Origin of the sequence: Pseudomonas sp. HMSC063H08 (genome assembly GCF_001813645.1) — a bacterium.
In the GTDB taxonomy this organism is placed as follows: Bacteria; Pseudomonadota; Gammaproteobacteria; order Pseudomonadales; family Pseudomonadaceae; genus Pseudomonas; species Pseudomonas aeruginosa.
The window spans coordinates 126,619-145,319 of record NZ_KV813325.1; the positions used below are offsets into that span (position 1 = coordinate 126,619).

General features: G+C 66.5%; 16 protein-coding genes. 6 read left to right on the top strand and 10 right to left on the bottom strand.

The genetic code is table 11. The features are described 5' to 3' along the window. A complete protein-coding gene (locus HMPREF2924_RS01075; RefSeq protein ID WP_003103463.1) occupies nt 1–417 on the top strand; it encodes a phasin family protein in 417 nt (138 codons plus the stop codon). A gap of 10 nt (nt 418–427) precedes the next feature. Beyond that, on the top strand, nt 428–1,357 hold the full coding sequence (locus HMPREF2924_RS01080; RefSeq protein WP_023094928.1) for a phasin family protein: 930 nt from the start codon (nt 428–430) through the stop codon (nt 1,355–1,357). 43 nt (nt 1,358–1,400) lie between these two features. Here the strand turns inward: HMPREF2924_RS01080 and HMPREF2924_RS01085 are convergent, their stop codons facing one another. The 10 genes from HMPREF2924_RS01085 to HMPREF2924_RS01130 all read right to left on the bottom strand — a co-directional run bounded on the left by HMPREF2924_RS01085 (nt 1,401) and on the right by HMPREF2924_RS01130 (nt 14,619). Further along, entirely contained in the window at nt 1,401–2,018 is a 618-nt protein-coding gene (locus tag HMPREF2924_RS01085; protein WP_003112003.1) for a TetR/AcrR family transcriptional regulator, read from the bottom strand. A gap of 55 nt (nt 2,019–2,073) precedes the next feature. Beyond that, on the bottom strand, nt 2,074–3,756 hold the full coding sequence (gene phaC, locus HMPREF2924_RS01090; protein WP_003095871.1) for a class II poly(R)-hydroxyalkanoic acid synthase: 1,683 nt from the start codon (nt 3,754–3,756) through the stop codon (nt 2,074–2,076). Nucleotides 3,757–4,059: 303 nt separating this feature from the next. Continuing rightward, nucleotides 4,060–4,917 carry a poly(3-hydroxyalkanoate) depolymerase gene (gene phaZ / locus HMPREF2924_RS01095; RefSeq protein WP_003095866.1) on the bottom strand — a complete coding sequence of 286 codons (858 nt, stop codon included), beginning with the start codon at nt 4,915–4,917 and terminating at the stop codon, nt 4,060–4,062. Nucleotides 4,918–5,069: 152 nt separating this feature from the next. After that, the gene (gene phaC, locus HMPREF2924_RS01100; protein ID WP_049330776.1) at nt 5,070–6,749 is read right to left on the bottom strand and encodes a class II poly(R)-hydroxyalkanoic acid synthase; all 1,680 of its coding nucleotides are present in this window, start codon (nt 6,747–6,749) and stop codon (nt 5,070–5,072) included. Nucleotides 6,750–7,167: 418 nt separating this feature from the next. Continuing rightward, nucleotides 7,168–7,539 (bottom strand): gamma-butyrobetaine hydroxylase family protein, encoded by a 372-nt coding sequence (locus tag HMPREF2924_RS01105; protein ID WP_003135779.1) that lies wholly within the window; start codon nt 7,537–7,539, stop codon nt 7,168–7,170. 94 nt (nt 7,540–7,633) lie between these two features. Further along, a complete protein-coding gene (hslU, locus tag HMPREF2924_RS01110) occupies nt 7,634–8,977 on the bottom strand; it encodes an ATP-dependent protease ATPase subunit HslU (protein WP_003135777.1) in 1,344 nt (447 codons plus the stop codon). Between the two features lie 28 nt (nt 8,978–9,005). After that, the gene (gene hslV / locus HMPREF2924_RS01115; RefSeq protein WP_003095852.1) at nt 9,006–9,539 is read right to left on the bottom strand and encodes an ATP-dependent protease subunit HslV; all 534 of its coding nucleotides are present in this window, start codon (nt 9,537–9,539) and stop codon (nt 9,006–9,008) included. A gap of 118 nt (nt 9,540–9,657) precedes the next feature. Continuing rightward, a complete protein-coding gene (locus HMPREF2924_RS01120; protein ID WP_003095850.1) occupies nt 9,658–10,353 on the bottom strand; it encodes an SPOR domain-containing protein in 696 nt (231 codons plus the stop codon). Nucleotides 10,354–10,387: 34 nt separating this feature from the next. Beyond that, nucleotides 10,388–12,151, bottom strand: coding sequence for an arginine--tRNA ligase (gene argS, locus HMPREF2924_RS01125; RefSeq protein WP_003135774.1), 1,764 nt, complete (start codon nt 12,149–12,151; stop codon nt 10,388–10,390). Between the two features lie 248 nt (nt 12,152–12,399). Further along, complete coding sequence (locus HMPREF2924_RS01130) at nt 12,400–14,619, bottom strand: primosomal protein N' (protein WP_003095847.1); 2,220 nt, start codon at nt 14,617–14,619, stop codon at nt 12,400–12,402. 175 nt (nt 14,620–14,794) lie between these two features. On the opposite strand from HMPREF2924_RS01130, the gene rpmE reads away from it, so the two are divergent. The 4 genes from rpmE to HMPREF2924_RS01150 all read left to right on the top strand — a co-directional run bounded on the left by rpmE (nt 14,795) and on the right by HMPREF2924_RS01150 (nt 18,644). Continuing rightward, nucleotides 14,795–15,010 carry a 50S ribosomal protein L31 gene (gene rpmE / locus HMPREF2924_RS01135; protein ID WP_003095846.1) on the top strand — a complete coding sequence of 72 codons (216 nt, stop codon included), beginning with the start codon at nt 14,795–14,797 and terminating at the stop codon, nt 15,008–15,010. Between the two features lie 59 nt (nt 15,011–15,069). Then, the gene (locus tag HMPREF2924_RS01140) at nt 15,070–15,837 is read left to right on the top strand and encodes a thermonuclease family protein (protein WP_003110890.1); all 768 of its coding nucleotides are present in this window, start codon (nt 15,070–15,072) and stop codon (nt 15,835–15,837) included. After that, complete coding sequence (locus tag HMPREF2924_RS01145; protein WP_003095844.1) at nt 15,834–17,273, top strand: M48 family metalloprotease; 1,440 nt, start codon at nt 15,834–15,836, stop codon at nt 17,271–17,273. The genes HMPREF2924_RS01140 and HMPREF2924_RS01145 overlap by 4 nt, the downstream gene beginning before the upstream one ends. A gap of 102 nt (nt 17,274–17,375) precedes the next feature. Next, nucleotides 17,376–18,644, top strand: coding sequence for a malic enzyme-like NAD(P)-binding protein (locus HMPREF2924_RS01150; protein ID WP_070700317.1), 1,269 nt, complete (start codon nt 17,376–17,378; stop codon nt 18,642–18,644). Nucleotides 18,645–18,701 lie beyond the last annotated feature (57 nt).

Below are 18,701 nucleotides of genomic sequence, written 5' to 3' on the forward strand. Positions count from 1 at the left end.
ATGGCCAAGATTGCCCTGAAGAAAAAGACCGTTTCCGAATCCACTTCCCTGGTCTCCGAGATCCGCCACTATGCCCGCCAGATCTGGCTTGCCGGCCTGGGTGCGTATTCCCGCCTGGGCACCGAAGGCAGCGACTACTTCAAGGAATTGGTGAAAGCTGGCGAAGCCCTGGAGAAAAAAGGCAAATCGCTGGTCACAAGTCAGGTCGATTCGGCCAATGACAGTGTCAAGACCGGCCTCTCTTCGGTGAAGGGAAAAGTCGAAGACCAGCTCGACAGGATCGAGCAGGCATTCGACAGCCGTGTCGCTAGCACGTTGAACCGGATAGGCATACCTTCCCGGAACGATGTCGAAGCACTCTCTGCTAAGCTGGATGAGCTGAGCGCAGTGCTCGAGCGTGTCGCGAGAACCCAATAAGGAGAGCAGGATGGCTGGCAAGAAGAAGAGCGAAAAAGAGTCCAGTTGGATCGGCGAGATCGAGAAATACTCGCGGCAGATCTGGCTGGCTGGTCTGGGGGCCTACTCGAAGGTCAGCAAGGACGGCAGCAAGCTGTTCGAGACCTTGGTGAAAGACGGCGAGAAGGCTGAAAAAGAAGCGAAGTCCGATGTGGACGCGCAGGTCGGTGCGGCGAAGGCTTCCGCCCGCTCTGCGAAGAGCAAGGTCGACGAGGTTCGGGACCGTGCGCTCGGCAAGTGGAGCGAGCTCGAGGAAGCTTTCGACAAGCGCCTGAACAGCGCCATCTCGCGTCTCGGCGTGCCGAGCCGCAACGAGGTGAAGGAGCTGCACGGCAAGGTCGATACGCTGACCAGGCAGATCGAGAAACTCACCGGCGTCAGCGTCAAGCCGGCGGCGAAGGCAGCGGCCAAGCCTGCGGCGAAACCGGCTGCCAAGCCCGCGGCGAAAACCGCAGCGGCCAAGCCGGCAGCTAAACCGGCAGCCAAGGCCGCCGCCAAGCCTGCGGCGAAACCCGCGGCGAAAAAACCTGCAGCGAAGACCGCGGCCGCCAAGCCGGCAGCCAAGCCCGCCGCCAAACCGGCTGCGAAGGCCGCCGCGAAACCGGCGGCCAAGCCGGCAGCCAAGGCTGCGGCGAAGCCTGCTGCGAAACCTGCCGCAGCCAAGCCCGCCGCGAAGCCGGCAACCAAGCCGGCCGCTGCGACCGCCGCCAAGCCCGCGGCGAAACCTGCCGCCAAGCCGGCTGCGAAAAAGCCTGCGGCGAAGAAGCCGGCCGCCAAGCCCGCCGCGGCGAAACCGGCCGCTCCCGCCGCGTCTTCGAGCGCGCCCGCTGCCCCCGCCGCCACACCGGCTGCCAGCGCTCCGGCAGCGAACGCTCCGGCGACGCCGAGCAGCCAGGGCTGAGTCCTGGCGGCAACGCACACGCCCGGCACTCGCCGGGCGTTTTTCATTCCGGTCCCAGGTAGCGCTGCGCCAGGCTTTCCGCCGAGCGTTGGGCCTCGCTGCGCAGATGCGGGGCGACCAGCATCATGATCTGGTAGACCACCGTGCGCACCTCGCCCTTGCTGCCCAGTACCCGCTGGTAATCCAAGGAGAACAGCAGGGTCAGGGTGATCTGTTCGACCAGTTGCCCGAGTGCCGGCGCATCGCTGCGCAACTGCCGGTCGGTCTTTAGGCGGGCCAACAGGGTGGCCAGGGTCCGCTTCAGCGCGCCGAGCCAGGTACGGATGCCGCGAGCCAGCCGTGGCAGGCGCCCGGTCAGGTTGGACAGGTCCTGGAACAGGAAGCGGTAGTGGGCGAGGCGCTCGACGATCAGATGCAGGAACAGCCAGTAGTCCTCCGCGCCCAGGCGCACCTCCTCGGGCGGATCGAGCAGCGGCGCCAACTCGGCCTGGAACCGCTCGAACAGCGCCATCACCAGCGGTTCCTTGCCATGGAAGTGGTAGTAGAGATTGCCCGGGCTGATGCCCAGTTCGTTGGCGATTTCCAGTGTCGAGACGTTGGGTTCGCCCTGTTCGTTGAACAGCAACAGCGAGCATTCGAGGATACGGTCGCGTGTCTTCATCCGGACTTCTTCTGGGGATCGAGGTGCCCGGCTCCAGGCGCCCGGGCCGGGTCTTTCAGCGTATATGCACGTAGGTGCCCGGGGCTGCTTCGAGGGGCGGATGCGTGGCGCTGCCAAGGTTGAAGTCAGGGTCGCCCAGCTCGCCCGAGCGCTCCTGCAGCCAGCCCAGCCAGACCGGCCACCAACTGCCCTCTTCGCGCTTGGCGTCGTAGTACCAGGCGCGTGGATCGCTGCTCAGCTTGTCGTTCTCGAAGTAGCAGGCCTTGGGGTTTCCGGGAGGGTTGAGGATGCTCTGGATGTGCCCGCTGTTGGACAGGATGAAGCGGCGCTGGCCGCCCAGCAGGAGGGCCGAGCGATAGACCGCGTCCCAGGGCGTGATGTGGTCGGTGATGCCGGCGACGTGGAAGCTGTCGATCGCCACCTTGCCCAGGTCCACCGCGGTCCCGCTGACTTCCAGCGCGCCCGGGCGGGTCAGCGGGTTGTGCTTGAACAGGTCGAGCAGTTCGCCGTGGAACGCCGCGGGCAGCCGCGTGTTGTCGTTGTTCCAGTAGAGGATGTCGAACGCCGGCGGCTGCCTGCCGAGCAGGTAGTTGTTGACCCAGTAGTTCCAGATCAGGTCGTTGGGGCGCATCCAGGCGAACACCTTGGCCATGTCGCGCCCGTCCAGCACGCCATGCTGGTAGGAGCGGCGCTTGCTGCTCTCCAGGGTCTGCTCGTCGGCGAAGAGCATCGCCGGGCTTTCCATCTGGCTGTCGAGCAGGCTGACCAGGTAGGTGACGCTACTGACCTTGCGCAGTTGCCGGCGCACCTGGAGGTGGCCGAGCAAGGCGGCCACGGTGAGCCCGCCGGCGCAGGCGCCGGCCAGGTTCACGCTGCGGCTGCCGGTGATCTCGCGGCTGACCTCGATGGCTTGGTCGAGGGCCTCGACATAGGTGCTCAGGCCCCATTCGCGGTGCTGGGCGTCGGGGTTGCGCCAACTGATGACGAAGACCTGCAGGTTGTTCTTCAGGGCGTACTGGACGAAGCTCTTTTCCGGCGACAGGTCGAAGATGTAGTACTTGTTGATCTGCGGCGGCACGATCAGCAGGGGCTTGGCGTACTGGCGCTCGCCCAGCGGCTTGTACTGGATCAGTTCCAGCACCTCGTTGCGGAACACTACCGCGCCTTGCGTGGTGGCGAGGTTGCGGCCGATCTCGAAGGCGGTCTTGTTCACTTGGCTGGGCATGCCGCCGTTGTGCACCAGGTCTTCGAGCAGGTGGCGGACGCCATTGAGCAGGCTGATCCCGCCGGTATTGAACAGTTCCTTTACCGCCAGTGGATTGATCAGGCTGTTGCTGGGTGCCACGGCGTCGGAGAGCAAGGCGACGAGGAAGCGGGCGCGGGCGCGATCGTCGCAGTCCAGGTTGCTTTCGTCGATCCAGGCGAGCAGTTGCTTCTGCCACGCCAGGTAGGCCTGCAGGGTGCGCCGGTAGAAGGGATTGAGGCGCCAGGATGGATCCTGGAAACGGGCGTCCTGAGGGTTCGGCTGGTGCAGGGTGTCGCCCAGCAGCACCTTGCCCAACTGGCCTCCGAAGGCGACCAGGTGCCGCGCACTGTGCAGCGGCTGGCGCAGGCCGTGGACGGCCAGGCTGCGGACCGTCGTCAGCAGGTCCTTGCCGCGCAGGCCGACGATGGCGCTCTGCGCACTCATGAACTCGGCGGGCACCGGCACGCTACCCGATTCCTGTTTTTCTCGCATGGACCACACTCCGTCGTAGGACCACAGTCTGGATGCCATGGGCGATAGTCCCCTGGCTCGGAATACTCAGTTATAGCCTGTGAATTCCGTTTCACCCGGGGCAGAACCGCACACCTGCCTGAACAGGGAGGATGCCGCCCGACAGTGGGGCAGCAAGCGCTGTACCACAACGCCGGGAGGGGCGTCGCAGAGCTTGCGCTGTCGCGGCGAAGCCAGGCGCCATGCGCCGTTGCGGAACATTGACTATGCACCTGCACCATGACGAAGCAGTGTCTGCTGCCCTGGTGTTGCCCGCGCAGCAGTTCAGCCGGTCTTGGGCAGGAACGGACGAGGGTGCATGACGGCGCGGCGGCGCTCCTCGGCGAGGAACTTCATGATGATCGGCGCCACCGATTCGGCGCGGGTCACCAGGAACAGGTGGCCGTCGTCGATCACGTGCAGTTCGGCGTTGGGAATGCGCCAGGCCAGCACACGCATGTTGATCAGCGGGATGATCGGGTCGTCGTCGCCGGCCAGCACCAGGGTCGGCTGGCGGATCCGATGCAGCCAGTGGATGCTGGTCCAGCCGAGCCCGGCGAACAGTTGCCAGTAGTAGCCCAGCTTGCCCGACGAACGCACCTTGCTGGCATGCGCCATGGCCAGCTTGGGGTCGCGGCGGAAGGCCCCGCCGTAGATGTCCGGGGCGATGTGTACGCCATAGGAGGGCTGGATGTAGCGCCGCGGGCTGGCCATGCGCATCAGTACCTTCGGCTTGCCCGGCACCATCACCGCGCCAGCCGAAGTGGCGGCGAGGATCAGCTTCTTGCAGCGTTCCGGATAGTCGTGGGCGAACTGCTGGGCCAGCGCGCCGCCCCAGGACACGCCGATCGCGTTGACCTGGCCGTAGTCCAGGTAGTCGAGCATCCGCGCCGCCAGCTTGGCCAGGCCGGGAAAGCGGTAGGGCACGCTGGGCGTCGAGGAACCGCCGACGCCGGGAACGTCGAAGGCGATCACCTCCAGTTCCGGGTCGAGCGCCTGGACGAAGGGAAATACCAGTTCCAGGTTGGCGCCTATGCCGTTGAAGATCAGCAGCGGAGTGCTTCCTTCCTTGCCCGGCCGCACTGCGGTGCGGATGGTCTGGCCGTCGAGGTCGATGGTCCGGAAGACGAAGGGCTGGGGCATGCTCGGGGTCCTCGGCGGCGCAGCCGCGGGCTCGGCGATACGGGGCCTGGCCGGCTTCCGCGCGGCGCGGGGCCGCACCGGAGGCGCTGGCGGGGTTTCGTCGGCGGAGGCCGCGGATCGCTCCTGCGGCAGTTCTTCAGGCTGGTCGCTTTTCATCGTTCATGCACGTAGGTTCCGGGCGCGGCTTCGCCGGCCGGATAGGTCTTGTTGCCCAGGCTGGCGGGCGCCTTGCGGGTCTTGCCGGAGCGTTCGGCCAGCCATTGCTGCCAGTGCAGCCACCACGAATCGGCGTGCTTGCCGGCCTGTTCCAGCCAGGCCTTGGGCTCGGCGGGCAGTTCCGGATTGGTCATGAAGCGTGCCTTGGGGTTGCCCGGTGGGTTGAGGATGCTCTGGATGTGGCCGCTGTTGGAGAGGATGAACTCGCACTTGCCGCCCAGCAGCCTGGCCGACTTGTAGCACGACTCCCAGGGGGTGATGTGGTCGTTCAGACCGGCGACACAGTAGAAGTCGCAAGTCACCTGCTTCAGGTCGATGGGCGTGCCGGAGACCTCCAGGGCGCCGGGGCGGTTCAGCGGGTTGCTCTTGAACAGTTCGACGAACTCGCCGTGCAGCGCGGCGGGCAGGCGTGTGGTGTCGTTGTTCCAGTAGAGGATGTCGAACGCCGGCGGCTGCCTGCCGAGCAGGTAGTTGTTGACCCAGTAGTTCCAGATCAGGTCGTTGGGGCGCATCCAGGCGAACACCTTGGCCATGTCCTTGCCCTCCAGCACGCCGGACTGGTAGGAGCGACGCTTGGCGGCCTCCAGGGTCTTCTCGTCGGCGAACAGCGCGACCTGGGTATTCAGTTCGAAGTCGAGCACGCTGACCAGCTGGGTGAAGGCGTTGACCTTCTTCTCGCCGCTGGCGACGTAGTGGCCGACCAGGGTCGCGGTGGTGATCCCGCCGGAGCAGGCGCCGAGGAGGTTGAGGTCCTTGCTGCCGGTGATCGACAGGACTACCTCGATGGCCTCCTTGAGCGCCTCGATATAGGTGGTCAGGCCCCATTCGCGCTGCGACTTGGTCGGGTTGCGCCAGCTGACGATGAAGGTCTGCACGCCGTTGCGCAGGCAGAAGCGCGCCAGGCTCTTGTCCGGCGACAGGTCGAAGACGTAGAACTTGTTGATCTGCGGCGGCACCACCAGCAGCGGGCGTTCGTGCACCGACTCGGTGATCGGCCGGTACTGGATCAGTTCCAGCACGTCGTTGCGGAACACCACGGCGCCCTCGGTGGTGGCCAGGTTCTTGCCCACCTCGAAGGCGTCCATGTCCACCTGGCTCGGCATCCCGCCGTTGTTCACCAGGTCCTTGGCCAGGTGGCCGAGGCCGTCCAGCAGGCTCTTGCCGCCGGTCTCGAAGAAGCGCTTGACCGCCGCCGGGTTGCTCAGGCTGTTGGTCGGCGACATCGCCTCGGTCAGCAGGTTGATGACGAACTGGCCACGACTGATGTCTTGCGGCGACAGGTCGCTGTGGCTGATCCAGCTGTGCAGTTCCTTGCGCCAGGCCAGGTAGGTCTGCATGTAGCGCTTGTACAGCGGATTCTGGCTCCAGGCCGGGTCGGAAAAGCGCCGGTCGTCGTCGCCTGGGCGCAGCTCCGACTGGCCGAGCAGGACGTTCTTCAGCTCCAGGCTGAAATGCGCCACGTGCCTGGCGCTGTGCAGTGGCTGGCGCACCGCCTGGAGCAGGACCATGCGCGCGGAGGTGAGCAGGTCCTTGCCCCGGATGCCGATCACCGGATTCAGGTTCAGCGTGTTTTCTGCGGCTTGCTTGGGAAGCTCGTTATTGTTCTTTTGACTCATCGGCAACGCTCCATTGTTCGAGGCGAAACAGGGGACCGCAACGAAACCGGGGACCAGGTGTCCGGCCGGCTACTGCTCGACTACCAGCCCACCCGCACGTTTCAGGGCGGGGCGGACGCACGTCAGGGAAGGGAACCCGGACAAGGGGCTGCACCGTCTTGGTTACGCGAGTTTCCGCTGGCGTGCAAGCTGGCAGAAGCATCGGTGGCCGGCGTGGCTGGCCCGGCGAGCGGCCGACCTGCGGACTAGAGCGTTGCTGCCGTGCAGGGTAGGACATTCGCCGTGGCGACCGCGCCGACCGGATGTCTGGTCTGGCAGTCTGCGGGGCGAATGTTGCAAATGACGTGCCCTCGTTCGGGGCAGCGGGGAAAAATCGCCTGGATGCCGTGTGCCGCGAAGGGGCACTCGGCCCGGCGCTTCAGAGCATCAGCTTGACGACCGACTCGTCGGGGTCGCGCGACTTGCCGGCGCTGGCCAGCTCCGTCAGGTAGTCGGCCCACAGCTGTTCCTTGCGGGTCGCCAGCTCGTACAGGTAGTCCCAGGTGAACAGGCCGCTGTCGTGGCCGTCGTCGAAGCTCAGCTTCAGTGCGTACTGGCCGGCGGGTTCGACGCCGACCAGGCCGACGTTCAGCTTGCCGTACTGCAATACCGGGTTGCCGTGGCCCTGGACCTCGGCCGAGGGCGAATGCACGCGGAGGAACTCGGCGGGCAGGTCGTAGCTGTCCTCGCCGTAGCGCAGGGTCAGGGTCTTCGAGGCTTTGTGCAGCTGGATGGCGGAAGGGATACGCATCGCATCGGACTCGCGGAAGGGCGGAGTACAAGGATACCCCGGTTCGGGACCGCGCGGCCCGCCGCCACGGTGCTGGCCGTGGCGGCGGCGGTGGTCAAAGGATGTAGCGGGACAGGTCCTCGTCCTCGGCCAGCTCGCCGAGGTGGCTGTTGACGTAGCCGGCATCGATCAGGATCGGCTTGTCGCTATGCTCGCTGGCCAGGTCGGCTGCGCTGAACGAGACCTCCTCCAGCAGCCGCTCAAGCAGCGTATGCAGGCGGCGGGCACCGATGTTCTCGGTCTTCTCGTTGACCTGCCAGGCGATCTCGGCAAGGCGCTTGATGCCGTCCTCGGCGAACTCGATGGCCAGTCCCTCGGTCTTCAGCAGCTCGCGGTACTGCTCGGTGAGCGAGGCATGCGGCTCGGTGAGGATGCGCTCGAAATCGTTCGGGCTGAGGGCCTTGAGCTCCACGCGGATCGGCAGGCGGCCCTGCAGCTCGGGAACCAGGTCGCTCGGCTTGCTCAGGTGGAAGGCGCCGGAGGCGATGAACAGGATGTGGTCGGTCTTGACCATGCCCAGCTTGGTGTTCACCGTGCAGCCCTCGATCAGTGGCAGCAGGTCGCGCTGTACGCCCTCGCGGGAGACGTCGGCGCCGCCGGCGTTGGCGCGCTTGGCGATCTTGTCGATCTCGTCGATGAAGACGATGCCGTGCTGCTCGACCGCCTCCAGGGCGCGTGCCTTGAGCTCTTCCTCGTTGACCAGGCGCACCGCCTCTTCGTCGCGGATCAGCTTCAGGGCCTCGGCGACCTTCAGCTTGCGGGTCTTCTTCTTGCCCTTGCTCATGCCGGAGAACAGGTTCTGCAACTGGTTGGTCATCTCCTCCATGCCGGGCGGGGCCATGATCTCCACGCCGGCCGGGTTGTCGGCCACCTCGATGTCGATTTCCTTGTCGTCCAGCTGGCCTTCGCGCAGGCGCTTGCGGAACAACTGGCGGGTGTTGCTGTCCTCGCGTGCCGGCTCGTCGCCGAAGCCCATGGCGGGACGCGCGGCCGGCAGCAGGGCATCGAGGATGCGCTCTTCGGCGGCGTCCTCGGCGCGATACTTGACCTTCTGGATCTCCTGTTCGCGGAGCATCTTCACCGCGGCGTCGGCGAGATCGCGGATGATCGACTCGACGTCGCGTCCGACATAGCCGACCTCGGTGAACTTGGTCGCCTCGACCTTGATGAACGGCGCGTTCGCCAGGCGCGCCAGGCGGCGGGCGATCTCGGTCTTGCCGACGCCGGTGGGGCCGATCATGAGGATGTTCTTCGGCGTGACCTCGGTGCGCAGCTCGGCCGGCAGTTGCATGCGTCGCCAGCGGTTGCGCAGGGCGATGGCGACGGCGCGCTTGGCGTCGTCCTGGCCGATGATGTGGCGGTTGAGTTCGTGGACGATCTCGCGGGGCGTCATGGACATTCGTTTACTCCAGCGGGGGACGAGCGCTTCAGACGGCGCTGTCCAGCTCCTCGATGGTCAGGTTCTGGTTGGTGAAGACGCAGATCGAGCCGGCGATGTTCAGCGCGGTCTCGGCGACTTCCCGAGCGCTCAGCTCGGCGTTGTGCTGCAGCAGGGCCAGGGCCGCGGCCTGGGCGAAGCCGCCGCCGGAGCCCATGGCGATCAGGCCGTGTTCGGGTTCGACCACGTCGCCGTTGCCGGTGATGATCAGCGAGGCATCCTTGTTGGCGACCGCGAGCATGGCTTCGAGGCGGCTCAGGGAGCGGTCGGTGCGCCAGTCCTTGGCCAGTTCGACGGCGGCGCGGACCAGGTGCCCCTGGTGTTTCTCCAGTTGCTGCTCGAAGCGCTCGAACAGGGTGAAGGCATCGGCGGTGGCGCCGGCGAAACCGGCCAGTACCTGACCGTGATACAGGCGCCGGACCTTCTTGGCGTTGCCTTTCATCACGGTGTTGCCCAGGGAAACCTGGCCGTCGCCGCCCATGACGACTTTGCCGTTGCGGCGGACAGATACGATGGTGGTCAAGGGGGAAATCTCCACACTGCGGGGCCGAATGCCCGGAATGCTGGGAGATATAGGGGCGATCCGCGGCTTTTCAACCGCACGCACCGCCGTGCGTCGGAACGCACGGCGTGGCCCGCGTTCAGCGGGCCTTGCGTTGCTGTAACAGCAGGTTGCTGAAGCCGTTGGAGGACAGTGTCTTCTGCGCCTGGGACAACTGGTCGCGGCTGTTGAACGGGCCGACCATCACCCGGTACCAGGTCTCGTCGCGGACGTTGCCGGCCTCGACGTTCACCGACTGCCCGAGCAGGATGATCTGCGCGCGCACGCGGTCGGCGTCGGACTGCTTGCGGAACGAGCCGGCCTGCAGGAAGAACTGCGTGCTGGCGGCGACCACCGCTTTCGGCAGCGGCGGTGGCACCTGCCCGGCGAGTGCGGCCTTGGCCCGCGCTTCGTCGGCCTTGGCCAGCTCGGCGGGGGTGGGCGGCGGCGGGGCCTTCTCCGGTACCGCTTCCGGCGGCACCACGACCTCGGACTCCGGCAGCAGGGTGTAGAACTCGTACTTCGGCTTGGCCTGGGCCGGCGTCTGCGTTTGCGCGGGCTGCTGGGCCTGGCCGTTCTGCTGCGGCTGCTTGCCCTGCACGGCGGCCGGGCGCTGGGCGTCCGGGCGTTCGCGCTGGACGTCCTTGCGCCCGGGTTCGAGCTTCATCAGGAACATGATGAAGCCGCCGATGGCCAGGCCGGCGACCAGCCAGACCCAGCCGGGAACGCCGTTCTTCGCGGCGGGCGCCTGGTAGCGGCTGGCGCCGCGCTTGGGGGCGGGTTTCTTCTTTGCCATGGGGGTTCCCGGACTCCTGTTCGGGCGGGTTCGATTACATGCGTTCCAGAGTCTTCAGACCGAGCAGCTCCAGGCCCTGTTCCAGGGTACGGCCGGTCAGCGCGGCGAGACGCAGGCGGCTGTCCTTCTGCGCCGGGTCCTCGGCGGTGAGGATCGGGCAGTGCTCGTAGAAACTGGAGAACAGCCCGGCCAACTCGTACAGGTAGGCGCAGAGCAGGTGCGGCACGCCCTTGAGCGCGACGTTGTTGATCAGGTCGCCGAACTGCGCCAGTTGTGCGGCCAGGGCCAGCTCCTGGGGCTGCTCGAGGACGATCTTCCCGCCCAGTTGCTCGCGGCCCTGGCCGAGCTTGCGGAAGACGCTGGCCACGCGGGTGCAGGCGTAGAGCAGGTAGGGTGCGGTGTTGCCTTCGAAGCTGAGCATCAGTTCGAAGTTGAAGCTGTAGTCGCTGGTGCGGTGCTTGGACAGGTCGGCGTACTTCACCGAGTCGATCCCCACCACCCGGCCGATCTCGCGCAGCTGGACCTCGTCGAACGGCTCCTCGCCACGCTCGGCGCGCTGCTCGTTGCGTTCCTTGACCAGCGCATAGGCGCGGCTCTCGGCCTCTTCCAGCAGGTCGATCAGCTTCACCGTACCGCCGTCGCGGGTCTTGAACGGACGGCCGTCGGCGCCGTTCATGGTACCGAAGCCCATGTGCTCCAGCTCCATGCCGGCCGGAACGAAACCGGCGCGCCGCGCCACTTCGAAGACCTGCTGGAAGTGCAGGGCCTGGCGCTGGTCGACGAAGTACAGCACGCGGTCGGCGTGCAGCACGTTGTGCCGATAACGCATGGCGGCGAGGTCGGTGGTGGCGTAGAGGTAGCCGCCGCCGGCCTTCTGCACGATCACCGGGAGTGGATTGCCCTCGGCGTTCCTGAACTCTTCGAGGAAGACGCACAACGCGCCGTTGTCTTCGGTGAGCAGGCCCTTGGCGGTCAGGTCGGCGACCACCTGGGCGAGGTCGTCGTTGTAGGCGCTCTCGCCCATGACGTCGGCCATGCTCAGCTTCACGCCGAGACGGTCGTAGACCTTCTGGCAGTGCGACAGGGAAATCTCGTTGAAGCGGGTCCACAGGCGCAGGCAGTCGGGGTCGCCGGCCTGCAGCTTGACCACCAGTTCGCGGGCGCGGTCGGCGAATTCGGGAGACTCGTCGAAGCGTTTCTTCGCCGCGCGGTAGAAGACCTCCAGGTCGTGCAGCTCGGCCTCGGCGTCGACCGGTTGCTCTTCCAGGTAGGCGAGCAGCATGCCGAACTGGGTGCCCCAGTCGCCGACGTGGTTCTGCCGGATCACCGTGTCGCCGAGGAACTCGAGGACGCGCGCGACGGCGTCGCCGATGATGGTCGAGCGCAGGTGGCCGACGTGCATTTCCTTGGCCAGGTTCGGCGAGGACAGGTCGATCACCACGCGCTGCGCCGGGCCTGCCTTGCGCACGCCGAGACGTTCGTCGGCGAGGGCGCGGTCGAGGCTGGCGGCGAGCCAGACGTGATCCTGGAAGAAGTTGAGGAAGCCGGGGCCGGCGATCTCCACCTTGGCCAGTTGCTCGTGGGCGGGGATTGCCTCGACCAGCCTGGCGGCCAGGTCGCGCGGCTTCATCCCGGCCGGCTTGGCCAGCATCATGGCGATGTTGCTGGCGAAATCGCCGTGGCTACGGTCCTTGGTGTTCTCCACCTGGATGTCCGGGGTCAGGCCGGCGGGCAGGGTGCCGTCCGCGGTCAGTTGGTCGAGGGCTTGCTGGATCAGCTGGCGAATCGTGTCTTTCATCGTTCTCTCCGTGCTCGCGGGCAGAGGGGCGGCGCGCGACGGTCGGGCAGGGGAAGGGCCGGCGGATGCGGCGCTCCGAAGTTCACTCCCCGCGATGTGCGCGGGGTGGCCGGTCGAGGCTCAGAACCGCGCATTATCCGTGGGCGGACAGGCGTTGCCAACCGTTGCGGCGATTAGCCGACAGTTTGCGCCGGACATCGCGGATTCCGGCTGACCCCAGTCAAGCGGGGCGTCTTCCTGGAAGGCGCTCAGAACAGGTCGATCGGATCGATATCGAGCGACCAGCGCACCTGGCGCCCGCCGGGCAACTGTTCGAGGCTCTGCAGCCAGGGCGTCAGCAGGCGATGCAGCGGCGCCCGGCTCATGCACTGCAGCAGCAGTTGCGCGCGGTGCTTGCCGGCACGCCGCTCCATGGGCGCGGGCACCGGCCCGAGCAGTTCCACCTCCGGTCCGCCCATCTGCTCGAGCAATTGCTCGGCGGCACTGCAGGCGCTGTCGAGGAAGGCTTCCGCCTGGCCCGGCTTGTGCGCTTCGGCGCGCAGCAGGGCGAGGTGGGCGAAGGGCGGCAGGCCGGCGGCGCGGCGTTCGCTGAGGGCCTGTTCGGCAAAGGCGAAGTAGCCGTCCTCGGTGAGCTGGACCAGCAGCGGGTGATCGGCCAGGTGGGTCTGGATCAGTACCCGCCCGGGCTCCTCGGCGCGTCCTGCGCGGCCGGCGACCTGGACGATCTGCTGGGCCATGCGTTCGCTGGCGCGGAAGTCGGCGGAAAACAGGCCGCCATCGGCATCGAGGATCGCCACCAGGGTGACCCGTGGGAAGTGGTGCCCCTTGGCGAGCATCTGGGTGCCGACCAGGATGCATGGCTCACCGCTGTTGATGGTGGCGAAGAGGTCGCGCATGGCGTGCTTGCGCGAGGTGCTGTCGCGGTCGATGCGCAGCACCGGATGGTTCGGGAAGAGAATCCGCAGGCGTTCCTCGGCGCGCTCGGTGCCGGCGCCTAGCGGACGCAGGTCGAGCTTGCCGCATTGCGGGCAGTTCATCGGCGGCCGCTGGCGGTGGTCGCAGTGGTGGCAGCGCAACTCGCCGCTGCCCTGGTGCACGGTCATCCGCGCGTCGCAGCGCGGGCATTGGCTGATCCAGCCGCAGTCGTGGCAAAGCAGGGTCGGAGCGAAGCCGCGGCGGTTGAGGAACACCAGGACCTGCTGGCCGGCCGCCAGGGTATCGCCGATGGCCTGTTGCAGCGGACGGGAAAGGCCGGCGTCGAGCGGCATGCTCTTCACGTCGAGGCGGATGAACTTCGGCGGGTGCGCGCCACCGGCGCGCTGGGTCAGGCGCAGTAGGCCGTAGCGGCCGGCCTGGGCGTTGTGCAGGCTTTCCAGGGCGGGCGTGGCCGAACCGAGCAGGATCGGCACGTTCTCCAGGCGCGCGCGTACCAGTGCCAGGTCGCGGGCGTGGTAGCGCAGGCCGTCCTGCTGTTTATAGGAGGCGTCGTGTTCCTCGTCGACGATGATCAGTCCCGGCCGCTTCAGCGGCGTGAACAGTGCCGAGCGGGTGCCGATGACGATGTCGGCCTCGCCATCCCGGGCGGCGAGCCAGGCGTCGAGGCGCTCGCGGTCGGTCAGGGCCGAATGCAGCAGGGCGATGCGCGCGTTGAAGCGGCGTTCGAAACGCGCCAGGGTCTGCGGGCCCAGGTTGATCTCGGGAATCAGCACCAGGGCCTGGCGGCCTGCGGCCAGGGTTTCGCGGATCAGTTGCAGGTAGACCTCGGTCTTGCCGCTGCCGGTGACCCCGGCCAGCAGGAAGCAATGGAAACCGCCGTGGCTGGCGCGAACCGCTTCGAAGGCGGCGCGCTGCTCGGGGTTCAGCGGCAACTCCGCCTGGGCCAGCCAGCCGCCTTCGCGCGGCGGGGTGCTGTGGCGCCGCACCTCCAGTTCGACCAGGCCTTTTTCCTTGAGCAGGTCGAGGCTGTCCTTGTTTATTTCCAATTGGTTCAGCAACTCATGGGAAACCCCGTGCGGATGCTGCTTGAGAATCGCCAGGGCCTGGCGCTGGCGCGGCGCTCGGGCCAGGCGCGGATCGTCGAGGCTGGATTGCGCGGTGGCATGCCAGAAGCGCTGCTGGCGCGCCTCGGCCGGCTCGCCCTGGCGCAACAGGTTGGGCAGCGCCCAGGACAGGGTGTCGCCGAGGCTGTGCTGGTAGTACTGGGCGGTCCAGCGACAGAGTTCGAGCAGGTGCGCCGGCATCGGCGGCTTGGCGTCGAGTACCCTGAGGGCAGGCTTGAGCTTGTCTTCGGGTACTTCGGAACGGTCCGTCACCTCTATCAGAACGCCAACCAGCTCCCGGCGCCCGAACGGCAGCAGCAGGCGAATCCCCGGCTGTAGGGCGCTGCGCGGAATGCCGCGGGGCGCGCGGTAGTCGAACAGGCGGCGGAGTGGCGAAGGCAGGGCTAGGCGTAGGATCAGGTCTGACACTCAGCGGCTTCCGGGGATGAAGGAAACGAGGACTGGGCCGGCGATGTTAGCAGACGACCGGCGGGCGGGGTCGCTTGCATAGATGAATCGGTCTGGTATGATCCACGCCCTTAATTACGTGCGGTGCCTGGTAAACGCGCTGGGTGGCGGCACACAACGCCTCGAGGATTGAATCATGAAAGCGGACATCCATCCGACTTACGAAGCTATCGAAGCTACCTGCAGCTGCGGTAACGTCATCAAGACCCGTTCCACCCTGTGCAAGCCGATCCACCTGGACGTGTGCTCCGAATGCCACCCGTTCTACACCGGCAAGCAGAAGGTGCTGGACACCGGCGGCCGTATCGACCGCTTCAAGCAGCGTTTCGGCGTATTCGGCGCCACCAAGTAAGCCGCTTGCCGCGAACGCGCGCAATGCTACTTGTCGCTGTACCGAGAAAGGCGTCCCTGGTGGGCGCCTTTTTCATGTCCGTGGTTTCCGCCTTCGCCGGTGCGGCGGAGGCCTGCCGGCCTACCGGTGCCTTGCAGAACGTCGAGGTGGCGCGGGTGGTGGACGGCGATACCGTGCGCCTGCGCGATGGCCGCAGCGTGCGGCTGATCGGTATCAATGCACCTGAACTGGCGCACAACGGCCGCACCACCGAGCCCTTCGCCGAAGCCGCGAAGCAGCGGCTGCAGGCGCTGGTATCGGCCAGCGACGGGCGTCTCGCCCTGCAGCCGGGCCGCCAGCCCCGCGATCACTACGGGCGGACCCTGGCGCACCTGTTCGATGCCAGCGGCGCCAACCTCGAGGCGCGCCTGCTCGGCGAGGGCCTGGGCTACCTGGTGGCGGTCGCGCCGAACACCGAGCTGACGGCCTGTCAGCAAGCGGCGGAACGTGCCGCGCGTTCGGCTAATCTGGGTGTATGGAAGCGTTCGCCGGTGCTTTCGCTCGATCGACTGGCGCAGAGCGGCTTCGCCGTGGTCCGCGGGCGAGTGCTCGAGGTCGAACGCAACCGGGGCGGTATCTGGCTGGAGATGGACGGTCCGCTGGTCCTGCGGATCGAGCCGAAGGTGCTCAAGGCGTTCGATGCGAAACGGGTGATGCAGATGGCGGGACGTTCGCTGGAAGTGCGTGGCTGGGTGGTCGATCGTTCCCGCCGTGGCGCTGTGCCGGCCGGCAAGGCGCGCTGGCAGATGTCGGTGACCGATCCGGCGATGCTGGAATGGTTGCCATGAAGACCGCCTGGCTCCTGCTGCTGTTGCTGGGAGTCGGCGCGCTGGGCGGCTGCGCGGTGAACCCGGCCACCGGCAAGAGCGATTTCGTGATGATGAGCGAGCAGCAGGAACTCGGCATGGGCGCTCGCTACAACCAGGAAATCCTCAAGCAGTTCCCCCGCTACAACGATGAAAAGCTCCAGGCCTACGTGCAACGGGTAGGCGAGCGGGTCGCCCGCAGCAGCCACCGCAGCAACCTGCAATATCATTTCACCGTCATCGATTCGCCGGACATCAACGCCTTCGCCCTGCCGGGCGGCTACATCTATATCCATCGCGGACTGATCGCCTACCTTGGCTCCGAGGCCGAACTGGCCGCGGTGCTCGGTCATGAGGTCGGCCATGTCACGGCGCGCCACAGCGTGCGCCAGCAGAGCCAGGCCAGCGCCTGGAACATCCTTGGCCAGGCGGTGGCGATCGGCACCGGGGTCGGCGCCGCCGGCGACCTGGCCAACGTGCTCGGCACGGCCTTCGTCCGCGGCTACGGGCGTGACATGGAACTGGAGGCCGATGGTCTCGGCGCCCAGTACCTGGCCCGCGCCGGCTACGATCCGACGGCGATGATCCAGGTGGTGCGGGTGCTGAAGAACCAGGAGGACTTCGCTCGCGAAGAGGCCGCGCGTAATGGCCAGGCGGTACAGGCCGGCGGCTACCACGGGTTGTTCGATACCCATCCGGACAACGACCGGCGCCTGCAGGAAGTGGTCGGCCCGGCCCGGCAGCTGGCCAACGGACAGCAGGAAGTGGGGCGCGAGGTCTTTCTTCGCCATCTGGAAGGCATGCCGTTCGGCGACTCGGCATCGGCCGGTGTGCGTCGCGGGCAGAACTTCTACCATGCCGAGCTGGACTTCACCCTGAGCTATCCGGCGGGCTGGAAGATCCTCAACCAGCCCAGCGCCCTGCTTGGCTATCCGGCGGACGAGCAGTCGTTCATCGGCATGAAGCTGGTGCCCCATGATTCCCGCCTGACGCCCGCGGAGTTCCTGCGCAAGAACGCCGGGCAACGGCTGGCCCAGGAAGAGTCGCTGAAGCAGGCCGGGCTGAACGGCTACACGGCGGTGGTGCCAGGCAACCCAGCGCGACGGGTTGCTGTGATCTACCAGGGCGACCGCGCCTACCTGTTCGTCGGCGTGGTCAAGGTCGGTTCCCTGGAGACCCAGGACGACCGCTTCCTCAGCGTGATCCGCAGCTTCCGTCCGCTGCGCGACAAGGAGCGGGCCCTGGCGCAGCCGCGACGCCTGCATCTGGTGCAGGTCAAGGCGGGGCAGACGCTGGAGCAATTGGCGGCTGGCGGCGAGGGGTCATTGAGTGACTCCGTGGCTCGTCTGCGTCTGCTGAATGACCTTTATCCGAGCGGTGAACCCCGTCCGGGCGATTGGCTTAAAGTCGTACGCTAGAGGTCTTGACAGCCGGGTCCTGACGATCTTGTGGGGCGTCGTCTTCTTGCGTATGCTCGGTCGCCCCGTCTGTCCAACAAGCAATAAAGCGGAAGTGCCCAAATGTCCGATCTTAAAACCGCTGCCCTCGAATATCACGCACAACCCCGTCCGGGAAAACTGAGTGTCGAGCTGACCAAACCCACCGCTACCGCCCGGGACCTGTCCCTGGCCTACAGCCCGGGTGTCGCCGAGCCGGTGCGTGAAATCGCCCGCGATGCCGAGCTGGCCTACCAGTACACCGGCAAGGGCAACCTGGTGGCAGTGATTTCCGACGGCACCGCGATTCTCGGCCTGGGTAACCTCGGCCCGCTGGCCTCCAAGCCGGTGATGGAAGGCAAGGGTGTGCTGTTCAAGCGCTTCGCCGGCATCGACGTGTTCGACATCGAGGTCGACGCCGAGAGCCCGCAGGCTTTCATCGATACCGTCAAGCGTATTTCCATCACCTTCGGCGGTATCAACCTCGAGGACATCAAGGCTCCCGAGTGTTTCGAGATCGAGCGCGCGCTGATCGAACAGTGCGACATCCCGGTGTTCCACGATGACCAGCACGGCACCGCCATCGTGACCGCGGCGGGCATGCTCAACGCGCTGGAACTGGCCGGCAAGAAGCTGGAAGAAGCGAAGATCGTCTGCCTCGGCGCCGGCGCTGCCGCCATCTCCTGCATGAAGCTGCTGGTGAGCATGGGCGCCAAGGTCGAGAACATCTACATGATCGACCGCAAGGGCGTGATCCACGCCGGTCGCGACGATCTGAACCAGTACAAGTCGGTGTTCGCCACCGAGACCGACAAGCGTACCCTGGCCGACGCCCTGGAGGGCGCCGACGTGTTCGTCGGCCTGTCCGGCGCCAACCTGCTGGAGCCGGAAGACCTCAAGCGCATGGCGCCGAACCCGATCGTGTTCGCCTGCTCGAACCCGGACCCGGAGATCAAGCCGGAACTGGCCCATGCCACCCGCAACGACGTGATCATGGCTACCGGACGTTCCGACTATCCGAACCAGGTCAACAACGTGCTCGGTTTCCCCTTCATCTTCCGCGGTGCCCTGGACGTACGTGCCACGCGCATCAACGAAGAGATGAAGATCGCCGCCGCCCTGGCCCTGCGCGACCTGGCCAAGCAGCCGGTCCCGGAGGACGTCTGCGCCGCCTATGGCGTGGACAAGCTGGAATTCGGCCGCGAGTACATCATTCCGAAGCCGATGGACAAGCGCCTGATCACCGTGGTCTCCGATGCCATGGCCAAGGCTGCCATCGAGACCGGCGTGGCTACCCTGCCGTATCCGAAGAACTATCCGCTGAAATCGGTGGACGAAGTCTTCAACGGCTGATCGATCCGCCGGATAAGATAAAAAGAAACCCCGCCTTGGCGGGGTTTCTTTTTGCCT